Source organism: Enterobacter sp. MGH120 (genome assembly GCF_001037725.1).
In the GTDB taxonomy this organism is placed as follows: Bacteria; Pseudomonadota; Gammaproteobacteria; order Enterobacterales; family Enterobacteriaceae; genus Enterobacter; species Enterobacter hormaechei_C.
Map to the genome: position 1 here is coordinate 4,086,795 of NZ_KQ089940.1, position 10,212 is coordinate 4,097,006.

The window sequence follows — 10,212 nt, forward strand, 5'->3', positions numbered from 1 at the left end:
CGGTAACCGAATGATTTCTTACCAATTATTTTACATAATTATTACATAAGAAGATGGACACGGAGGTGAGAGCGGGCAAAAAATGCACAAAAACAGTGCAAATAACGCACTAAAATCGTGCAATTGTTAATAAAATGCACTGCATTTATTAACTTTTTGTTAATGAAAATAAAAAGAGGAATGAACAATATTCGAGGGACGATAAAACGACGAAAGCCTGAATCATTTCTGACTCAGGCTTTCTGAATAGTGGCGGAACGGACGGGACTCGAACCCGCGACCCCCTGCGTGACAGGCAGGTATTCTAACCGACTGAACTACCGCTCCACTGTTCCCGTTTGGGGAACGAGGCGAATATTACGGTTTGCCTCTGAACTCGTCAACGCTTTTTCTCAGGTTTTGAATCGTTTGCTGCAAAATTCACCCAAGCGGTGATTTAACAAACGTTTCAGCACATTTTCACGTGCGCCACAGACAGCTTCCGCCCTTCTTCTGCACTAAATCGAGACGAGATTCATGGTTCATCAGTTCTTCATCACTGGCTAAAACAACCCGCAGGCGATTCGCCTGACGCACAATACGCTGAATTCCCCCTTCATCCCGCGTCTGCTGGGATTCATTTTCCATACTGAATTTCATCGACGTTTGCCCGCCGGTCATGGTCAGGTAGACATCGGCCAGGATCTGGGCATCGAGCAACGCGCCGTGCAGCGTTCGCTTGGTGTTGTCTATCTCATAGCGAGAGCACAGGGCATCAAGGCTGTTACGCTTGCCGGGGAACATCTTCCTTGCCAGCGCCAGGCTATCCGTGACTTTACAGAACGTATTCGTCTTCGGAATATCACGGTTGAGCTTGCTGAACTCATAGTCCATAAAGCCGATATCGAACGACGCGTTATGAATGACAAGTTCCGCACCTCTGATGTAGTCGAGAAATTCATCTGCGACGTCGGCAAAGGTGGGCTTATCCAGCAAAAACTCATCGGCAATTCCGTGAACGCCGAACGCTTCCGGGTCCACCAGCCGATCGGGTTTGAGGTAAACGTGGAAGTTGTTGCCCGTAAGGCGACGGTTCACCACTTCAACGGCACCAATCTCAATGATTTTGTGCCCTTCGTAGTGGGCGCCAATCTGATTCATACCGGTGGTTTCGGTATCGAGAACAATCTGGCGAGTAATTGCAGTGCTCATAGCGGTCATTTATGTCAGACTTATCGTTTTACTGAACGTTTCAAATACAGGAAGTCTACCAGAGATGCGTAAACAGGTAGAAATTTTCACCGATGGATCTTGTCTCGGTAACCCAGGGCCCGGCGGCTATGGCGCCATTATGCGCTATCGCCAGCATGAAAAAACATTTAGTGAAGGCTATTTCCTGACCACCAACAACCGCATGGAGCTAATGGCGGCCATCGTGGCGCTGGAAGCGTTAAAAGAACATTGTGACGTGGTGCTGAGTACCGACAGCCAGTATGTCCGCCAGGGTATTACTCAATGGATCCACAACTGGAAAAAACGCGGCTGGAAAACGGCAGAGAAAAAACCCGTCAAGAATGTCGATCTCTGGAAGCGTCTTGATGCCGCCCTCGGTCAGCACGAAATCAAATGGGAGTGGGTAAAGGGGCACGCCGGTCACCCTGAAAACGAACGCTGTGACGAGCTGGCTCGCGCGGCGGCATCCAACCCAACCCATGAGGATGCAGGTTATCAACCTGAATCCTGATCATGGTTTTTTGTACTGCCGCGTGGCCCCCACGGTCTGGCGGATCCGCGTTTTGGATTTGCTTTGCTTCATCGGGTTGAGCGTAAGGGGGATCGTCCTCTTACGCGCGACAATAAATTGCATGCAGCCCAGCGCGGGTAAATGGGTGCTTAATAAGACCCCGCCTTTACGCGTCCAGGGGATGACCTGAAAACCCCCGTAGCTTAGCACTTCGAAATTTAACAGTGAAAGCCAGTCCAGCTGGCGCATCATGGTAAACATCCTGCTGTTATAAGGCGGCGTGCGACGCAGAACGGGCGTCAGTTTACGTAGCCCCATCAGACTCAGCGGATTAAAACCGCTCAGGATCAGCCAGCCGTCATCAATCAAAACGCGGTCGGCTTCCCGCAGCAGACGATGGGGATTGCTGCACCAGGGCAGCGTGTGGGCGAGCAGACAGGCATCAATGGATTTTTCCGCAAACGGCAAATGCAGCGGATCCGCTTTCACCTGAACCGGGGAGCCATTAAGCGATACGCTAACCTGATGCGAGATAGAGCAGCTTTCGGTATTGATTTCTGCGCTCAGATTGCCAATCTTAAGCAGGTGAAAACCATACATTTTCGCGAGCCAGGGTTTAAGCTGAAGTTCTAAGGCCTCGCGATAATATTCACCCCAGGGCAACTCTGCCCAACGTTCCGGTGGTGCGACAGTCTGAGGTATCCTTGCCGGTTTCATCAAAACACCCGTCACGCTATAAGAGGTAATGCATGAATCTTATCAGTATTTCCGCCTTTCAGGACAATTACATCTGGGTTTTAGTCGACGACGATCGCAGATGCATCATTGTTGATCCAGGCGAATCCGCACCGATCCTGCACGCGATTAAAGAAAACGGCTGGCAGCCGGAGGCGATCCTCCTTACCCATCACCATCACGATCATGTCGGCGGTGTTCCCGATCTCCTTGCACGCTATCCCCATCTACCCGTCTACGGACCAGCAGAGACACAGGATAAGGGTACGACGCAAGTTGTTGAAGAAGGCGAAAGTATTTTCATCCTCGGGTGGGAGTTTTCCGTATTTGCTACGCCAGGTCACACTTCCGGTCATCTCTGTTTCTACAGCAAACCTTATCTGTTTTGTGGCGACACGCTGTTTTCTGGCGGCTGTGGAAGGCTGTTTGAAGGCACGCCAGAACAGATGTATCAATCTTTACAAAAAATTAATGCGCTGCCAGCCGACACCGTAATTTGTTGCGCACATGAGTATACATTAGGGAATATGAAGTTTGCTGCAAGCGTGCTGCCTGAGGATCGGGCGATTCAGGATTATTACCAGAAAGTGAAGGAGTTACGTGCAAAAAACCAAAAAACACTCCCCGTAATTCTGAAAAATGAGCGACAAATAAATTTATTTTTAAGAACTGATGATGTTGATTTAATTAATAAAATTAATCAAGAAACAAATTTGTTACAACCTGAAGCGCGATTTGCATGGTTAAGGTCAAAGAAAGATAACTTCAGATAATTGCGGGTTGCCTTTTCAAAATTTCGCCGTTATCATCGCTCGTCTTTTAAGCAACTATTGACACACACATGAAGGCAAAAGCGATATTACTCGCCTCTGTCCTGCTTGTAGGTTGCCAGTCACAAAACGGCAGCAACGTACAACAGCACGCACAGAGCCTTTCTGCGGCTGGTCAAGGGGAAGCAGGGAAGTTTACGAGTCAGGCGCGATGGTTGGACGATGGGACATCCTTCGCGCAGGAACAAGACTTGTGGGCCTCTATTGGCGACGAGCTAAAGATGGGAATTCCGGAAAACAGCCGGATTCGCGAACAGAAACAGAAGTATTTGAGAAATAAGAGCTATCTCCACGATGTAACATTACGGGCAGAGCCGTATATGTACTGGATAGCCGGGCAAGTTAAGAAACGTAACATGCCTATGGAACTGGTACTACTACCCATAGTGGAGAGCGCTTTTGACCCGCACGCGACGTCTGGCGCCAATGCAGCAGGCATCTGGCAGATCATTCCGAGCACAGGGCGAAATTATGGTTTAAAGCAGACCCGCAACTACGATGCGCGTCGTGATGTTGTCGCTTCAACGACAGCCGCTCTCGACATGATGCAACGTCTGAACAAGATGTTTGACGGCGACTGGTTATTGACCGTCGCGGCGTATAACAGTGGTGAAGGTCGTGTACTGAAGGCAATGAAAGCGAATAAAGCGCGTGGAAAATCCACAGACTTCTGGTCGCTCTCACTGCCACAGGAAACAAAGATTTACGTACCGAAAATGCTGGCACTGGGCGATATTCTCAAGAACAGCAAACGTTACGGTGTACAACTGCCAACACCAGACGAAAGTCGTGCACTGGCGCGTGTCCGCCTCAGCAGCCCGGTTGATATTCAACAGGTTGCAGATATGACGGGTATGTCGGTAAGTAAGCTTAAAACCTTTAATGCAGGTGTTAAAGGCTCCACGCTGGGCGCTAGTGGCCCTGGCTATGTGATGGTTCCGCAGAAACATGCGGAACAGTTACGAGAGTCTTTAGCTTCGGGTGAAATTGCAGCCGTTCAGTCCACGCTGATCGCTGATACGTCGCCTGTAAGCAGCCGCAGCTATAAGGTGCGTTCAGGTGATACGCTTTCAGGTATTGCATCACGTCTTGGCGTGAATGCGAAAGATCTCCAGCAGTGGAATAATCTGCGCGGAACTGGTCTGAAAGTGGGTCAAACGCTGACCGTAGGTGCAGGTAGCAGCGCACAGCGTCTCGCTAAAAACAGCGATAGCATTACCTATCGCGTACGTAAAGGCGACTCGCTGTCCAGTATTGCTAAGCGTCACGGCGTAAACATCAAAGATGTGATGCGCTGGAACAATGATACTGACAACCTGCAACCTGGCGACCAGCTGACGTTGTTTGTGAAAAACAGCGCTACGCCAGATTCCTGATAGTACGATCGCTTGTTAAAAAGGCACCGATTCCCCTCGGTGCCTTTTTTATTTATCCCGCTTTTTGCGCTTCAGCCATAATGGTGTCGCTGGTAAACGAACCATCGTCATGCAGTTCAAAGTACGCCTTCACGTCAGCAGAGGCGCTCTCCTGATACAATCGGATCGCCTGAGTCAATGCCTCGGGTGTGCGCATCCGTGCAATCCATGATGTGAACTCCAGCGGCAAACGGTCGGTTATCAATGAGCGTGAAATCAAGCCGGCTTCGGTGATAAACGTAAGCCACTCTCCACTGGAGTAGTTTTGCACGTGCGAGGTATCACGCAGCGCTTCAACCGTCTGGAGCCAGATATTTCGTACTGGATGTCCGGGAGACATCACGTCCATGATGATGAAGATTCCGCCCGGTTTGAGCACGCGTTTCACTTCCCGTAATGCCTGCCCCACATCATGCCAGTGGTGTGCAGAGTAACGGCTAATCACAACCTCAAACGACGCATCCTCAAAGGGTAAAGATTCAGCGTAGCCCTGACGCGTCGTGACGTTATTCAGCCCTTTCGCTTTCGCCGCTTCAGCAACCACATCCAGCATCTGGCTCGATAAGTCATATGCCGTCACCTGAGCAACCTGCTGTGCGGCGGTAAAACTGGCGTGCCCCGCCCCGCAGCCTAAGTCCAGCACATGCGCGTCAGGAAACGCGGCGAGCCGCTCGCCGAGACGCACCAGGTCGCGGCCAGAGGCGTGCACGGCGCTGCTCAGGTAGGCACTTGCCTGAGAACCAAACTGTTTTTCGACGTTGTCATGATGGGAGTGTGTTGTTGTCATGTTGCTGTCCTTTTATGGGTTAAAAAATAAAGGGCAGCACCCGCACAGGCCTGCCCCACGGCAGACCTGACGCACCATTATTTATCAGGTTTGCCGGGACTGAATTCAACTAGTAGAGGATTATGATCGGAGGCGCGCGTCACCAGAACGGAGGCGTCGTGCACGCTTAAACCCCGATAGAAGACAAAATCGAGAGGACGACCAAACGCTTTCTTGCGCTGGTCATCGTTAAAACGAACTTCACGCAGCGACATTTCACGCGCGAAGCGGTACAACGCGTTCATACGTGGACGGCTCCAGGCATTGAAGTCCCCGGCCATAATGATCGGCCCACTGTGATGAGCAATCTGATCGCCAATGGGTAGTAACTGCTTACTGTACACATCAACACCCAGGCTGAAGTTCACCGCATGAATGTTTACCACCATCAGCAGACGGGTGTCGGGCAACGGATAGACCGTGACCAGCGCCGATTTTGCCAGACGCAGGATTGGCTCACGTTCACGCAGCGGGCAGCAATAGACCGGATGTGCGGCTGAAAGGGTCATCACCCCAGAAGGATGCTGTGGCAGAACAAAGGCAGGCACCTGATCGGCTGCAAGATAGTTTGTCGTTGCAAACCTGACCAGCTCAGGCGTGGTTTGCGCCTCCTGTAACAGAACCAGATGCGCATCTTTACCAAAATTTTTAAGTACGGATAACCACTCCGCACGCTGTTGTTTAAAGATGTTCCACACCAGTACGCGAATTTTTTCGTCACTGCTTAATGGCGTGCCCGCTGGTAATGCCTGACCCAGGCTCGCAAACGACCCCGGAGGCAAGATCCTCTCCGCGGGCATTCCGGCAACATAACGCATGGCATAGGTATTTTTTCGCACTTTTGGAAACGACCTCTGTAACATGAACCAGCCCGGAAAACGGACTGGTTCTAATGTTATAGGGATTTTAGGTCACACTTTCAACGCAATTACTGAGAAACCGCTTTCCAGTTTTGTAAGCAAGCACTTACTGATACTTATCCAAGCGCGATACGAGCGGGTTTATCAAGCCGTCCACTCAGACCAATAAGCAGGAAAGCGACAAGCACAATTACCGCACCAATCCATGGCGTTTGGGTTAATCCAACGTGTTCAACCGTCTGCCCGCCGATAACCGATCCGAGTGCGATACCGATATTGAATGCGGCGATATTCAGGCCGGATGCGACATCCACCGCATTGGGCGTATAGCGTTCGGCTTTCTGTACAACATAGACCTGCAATCCCGGTACGTTACCAAACGCGAATATTCCCATAACCAACACAGTTACCAGCGCTGCGTATTGTATCGACGCGGTGAACTGGAAAATCATCAGCAGGACAACCAGCGCGGCGAAGATAAATTTTAGCGCCGGTACCGCACCATGCTTATCTGCAAGCTTGCCGCCCCAGATATTGCCGATTGCGACGGAGATACCGTAGCCCAGTAAAATCCAGCTCACTGCGCCCGGAGAAAAACCAGCCAGCTCCTGCATCATCGGTGCAAGGAAAGTGAACGCAGTGAACACACCTCCATAACCCAGAGCCGTAACGGCATAGATCAGCAGCAGGCGCGGGTGTGTCAGAACCTTAACCTGATCGCTCAGGCTGGCGCTCGCGCGCCCCGGAATACTGGAGGGCACCAGTAGCAGGCTGGCTACCAGAGCAATTACGCCCAACAGCGATACCGCGAGGAAGGTTTCTCGCCAGCCAAAATGTTGCCCAATAAACGTTCCTAACGGCACGCCGGTGACCAGCGCGACGGTTAAGCCGCCAAACATAATCGCAATGGCTGACGCCGCTTTCTCTTTTGGCACCAGGCTGGTTGCAATCGTGGAGCCGATGGAGAAGAAGACACCGTGTGCGAGGCCAGTCAGCAAACGGGCAATGACCAGAGTGGTGTAGTCCGGAGCCTGCCACGCCAGAATATTGCCGGCGGTGAAGAGCACCATCAGGGCAACTAACAGTTGTTTACGTGGAAAGCGTCCAGTCAGTGCGGTCAGCACAGGCGCCCCAACAGCGACGCCTAACGCGTAAATAGATACCAGCAGCCCGGCAGAAGGCAGCGAAATGGCGAGTTGTTCAGCAATAGTGGGAACAAGTCCTACAATAACAAATTCGGTCGTGCCAATTGCGAAGGCACTGATCGTCAGGGCAAGAAGCGCCAGTGGCATAAATACTCCGTCTCTTCAGGATTAAGATGACAGGCAGTATGCGCCAGTGTTTAAATAACAAAAATGGTTAGAATCTCAATAGAATTTTGCGGATGATGCAATAATGAAAGCCACATCGGAAGAACTGACTATCTTTGTTGCCGTTGTTGAAAGCGGCAGCTTCAGCCGTGCGGCCGAACAGCTCGGGCAGGCGAACTCCGCCATCAGCCGCTCGGTGAAAAAGCTGGAGATGAAGCTCGGGGTAAGTCTGCTCAACAGAACAACGCGGCAGCTCAGCCTGACGGAAGAAGGTGAACGTTATTTTCGCCGCGTACAATCCGTTTTGCAGGAGATGGCGGCAGCTGAGACGGAAATAATGGAGTCGCGTAGCACTCCGCGTGGATTGCTACGCATTGATGCGGCGACGCCGGTCGTGCTTCATTTTCTGATGCCGTTAATCAAGCCATTCCGGGAACGTTATCCGGAGATGACTCTGTCCCTGGTCTCTTCAGAGACGTTTATTAACCTGATTGAGCGTAAAGTTGATGTGGCGATCCGCGCGGGAACCCTGACGGATTCAAGTTTACGCGCTCGCCCTCTGTTCACCAGCTACCGCAAAATTATCGCGTCACCGCAATATATTGCAGAGCATGGCAAACCGGAGACTGTTGAGGAGCTGAAGCAGCACCTGTGCCTGGGCTTTACGGAACCTGTCTCGCTGAACACCTGGCCCGTGGCCTGTCATGACGGACAACTTCATGAGATCACTTGCGGACTTTCGTCTAATAGCGGAGAAACGCTGAAACAGCTTTGTCTTGAAGGAAATGGGATCGCCTGTTTATCAGACTATATGATCGATAAGGAAATAGCTGCGGGTCAGCTTGTAGAACTGATGGCTGACAAACGCTTACCTGTAGAGATGCCTTTTAGCGCAGTGTATTACAGTGACAGAGCGGTAAGTACGCGCATACGCGCTTTTATCGACTTCCTTAGCGAACATATAAAAACAGCTCCCGGAGGAGCTGTGTGAGGGTTTAAGGGTACAGAGGAAGGGCTTTTATTAATCCCAGTCTGGTGCTAACCCTTCCGGGCTGACCAGACGATCGTTGCATTCCAGTGCAGCGATCGCGTTTTTATCTTCATCATCAAGCTGGAGATCCCGCGCTAACAGGTTACTTGCCAGGTTTTCACGTTTGGTTGAAGACGGGATCACGGCATAGCCCTCACCCATCGCCCATGCCAGGATCACCTGTGCGGCTGTCGCATTGTGTTTTTCAGCGATGCGTGCAATCACTTCATCTTTCAGCGCCTTACCATATGCCAGCGTCATGTACGAGGTGATGTGAATACCATGCTGTTTCGCCCAGTCCACGACTTTGCGGTTTTGCAGGTAAGGAGAGAGTTCAACCTGGTTGGTGGCAATATTCTCTTTACCCACTGCGGCAATCGCCCTTTCCATCAACGGGATGGTGAAGTTAGAGATGCCAATTTCACGCGTTAAGCCCTGCTCTTTCGCTTCCAGCAGCACCTGCATGAACTCCTCCACAGAGACGGCATCGTCAGGTGATGGCCAGTGGATCAGCGTAAGATCAACATAGTCAGTACGCAGCTTTTTCAGACTTTCCTTCAGGCTTGGGATCAGCTTGTCTTGGCCGAGATTCTCAATCCAGATTTTAGTGGTGATGAAAAGTTCGTCGCGCGGTACGCCACTCTCTTCGATGGCCTGGCCTACGGCAGCTTCGTTATCATAAATCTGCGCCGTATCAATAGCACGATAGCCCAACTCGAGTGCGGTTTTAACAGATGCAATAACAACATCGTCTTTCAGGCGGAAAGTGCCCAGACCCAGTGCAGGGATAGTCATATGATTCCTCAATCGTTATGTTCATAAACTGAGGAGAATTATCGCTGTAGTTGTTATGACGAAAAAGATCGTGAAACGCAGAGGATTTTTGTTAATTTCGCAACAATCAAACGACAGATAAGAAAAAAGCCCTGAGCGTTAGCTCAGGGCTTTTAATAAGTGGCGGAACGGACGGGACTCGAACCCGCGACCCCCTGCGTGACAGGCAGGTATTCTAACCGACTGAACTACCGCTCCACCGAATACTTCTGTAACCACCGGATTAATGCACCGGCTTACTACTTAATTTGATGCCTGGCAGTTCCCTACTCTCACATGGGGAGACCCCACACTACCATCGGCGCTACGGCGTTTCACTTCTGAGTTCGGCATGGGGTCAGGTGGGACCACCGCGCTAAAGCCGCCAGGCAAATTCTGTTAATCTGTATCAGGCTGAAAATCGTGTCTGTCTCTTCGCCAAAACAGCTTCGGCGTTGTAAGGTTAAGCCTCACGGTTCATTAGTATCGGTTAGCTCAACGCATCGCTGCGCTTACACACCCGACCTATCAACGTCGTCGTCTTCAACGTTCCTTCAGGAGACTTAAAGTCTCAGGGAGAACTCATCTCGGGGCAAGTTTCGTGCTTAGATGCTTTCAGCACTTATCTCTTCCGCATTTAGCTACCGGGCAGTGCCATTGGCATGACAAC

Annotated in this window: 10 protein-coding genes, 2 tRNA genes and 1 rRNA gene; 4 read left to right on the top strand and 9 right to left on the bottom strand. The window is 51.1% G+C overall.

Annotated features, from left to right (window positions below; genetic code table 11):
- Window positions 1-250: 250 nt before the first annotated feature.
- Window positions 251-327 (bottom strand) — tRNA-Asp (locus tag SK54_RS19095).
- 132 nt (window positions 328-459) lie between these two features.
- On the bottom strand, window positions 460-1,191 hold the full coding sequence (gene dnaQ / locus SK54_RS19100) for a DNA polymerase III subunit epsilon (protein WP_003863237.1): 732 nt from the start codon (window positions 1,189-1,191) through the stop codon (window positions 460-462).
- Here dnaQ and rnhA point away from each other — a divergent pair.
- Window positions 1,145-1,723 carry a ribonuclease HI gene (gene rnhA / locus SK54_RS19105; RefSeq protein ID WP_160840538.1) on the top strand — a complete coding sequence of 193 codons (579 nt, stop codon included), beginning with the start codon at window positions 1,145-1,147 and terminating at the stop codon, window positions 1,721-1,723. The genes dnaQ and rnhA overlap by 47 nt on opposite strands.
- On the opposite strand, the gene SK54_RS19110 is transcribed toward rnhA, so the two are convergent.
- Window positions 1,724-2,440: a class I SAM-dependent methyltransferase gene (locus tag SK54_RS19110; RefSeq protein ID WP_048247787.1), complete on the bottom strand. Its 717-nt coding sequence runs from the start codon at window positions 2,438-2,440 to the stop codon at window positions 1,724-1,726.
- A 32-nt stretch (window positions 2,441-2,472) separates the two neighbouring features.
- On the opposite strand from SK54_RS19110, the gene gloB reads away from it, so the two are divergent.
- Together gloB and mltD are read left to right on the top strand one after the other, a co-directional pair.
- Window positions 2,473-3,231, top strand: a complete 759-nt coding sequence (gloB, locus tag SK54_RS19115; RefSeq protein ID WP_048247789.1) for a hydroxyacylglutathione hydrolase — start codon at window positions 2,473-2,475, stop codon at window positions 3,229-3,231.
- 68 nt (window positions 3,232-3,299) lie between these two features.
- Window positions 3,300-4,664, top strand: a complete 1,365-nt coding sequence (mltD, locus tag SK54_RS19120; protein WP_048247791.1) for a murein transglycosylase D — start codon at window positions 3,300-3,302, stop codon at window positions 4,662-4,664.
- 52 nt (window positions 4,665-4,716) lie between these two features.
- Here the strand turns inward: mltD and SK54_RS19125 are convergent, their stop codons facing one another.
- From SK54_RS19125 to SK54_RS19135, 3 genes are all read right to left on the bottom strand, one after another.
- Entirely contained in the window at window positions 4,717-5,490 is a 774-nt protein-coding gene (locus SK54_RS19125; protein WP_015571390.1) for a class I SAM-dependent methyltransferase, read from the bottom strand.
- A 77-nt stretch (window positions 5,491-5,567) separates the two neighbouring features.
- Complete coding sequence (locus SK54_RS19130) at window positions 5,568-6,368, bottom strand: endonuclease/exonuclease/phosphatase family protein (protein ID WP_026080641.1); 801 nt, start codon at window positions 6,366-6,368, stop codon at window positions 5,568-5,570.
- A 137-nt stretch (window positions 6,369-6,505) separates the two neighbouring features.
- A complete protein-coding gene (locus tag SK54_RS19135; protein WP_017383719.1) occupies window positions 6,506-7,681 on the bottom strand; it encodes an MFS transporter in 1,176 nt (391 codons plus the stop codon).
- A gap of 103 nt (window positions 7,682-7,784) precedes the next feature.
- Here SK54_RS19135 and yafC point away from each other — a divergent pair, with 103 nt between their 5' ends.
- Window positions 7,785-8,690 (top strand): DNA-binding transcriptional regulator YafC, encoded by a 906-nt coding sequence (gene yafC / locus SK54_RS19140; RefSeq protein ID WP_015571393.1) that lies wholly within the window; start codon window positions 7,785-7,787, stop codon window positions 8,688-8,690.
- 30 nt (window positions 8,691-8,720) lie between these two features.
- On the opposite strand, the gene dkgB is transcribed toward yafC, so the two are convergent.
- The 3 genes from dkgB to rrf form a co-directional block, all read right to left on the bottom strand.
- Entirely contained in the window at window positions 8,721-9,524 is an 804-nt protein-coding gene (dkgB, locus tag SK54_RS19145) for a 2,5-didehydrogluconate reductase DkgB (protein ID WP_017694474.1), read from the bottom strand.
- A gap of 160 nt (window positions 9,525-9,684) precedes the next feature.
- Window positions 9,685-9,761: transfer RNA gene (locus SK54_RS19150), tRNA-Asp, on the bottom strand.
- Window positions 9,762-9,816: 55 nt separating this feature from the next.
- Window positions 9,817-9,932 (bottom strand): 5S ribosomal RNA (gene rrf, locus SK54_RS19155).
- Between the last annotated feature and the right edge of the window lie 280 nt (window positions 9,933-10,212).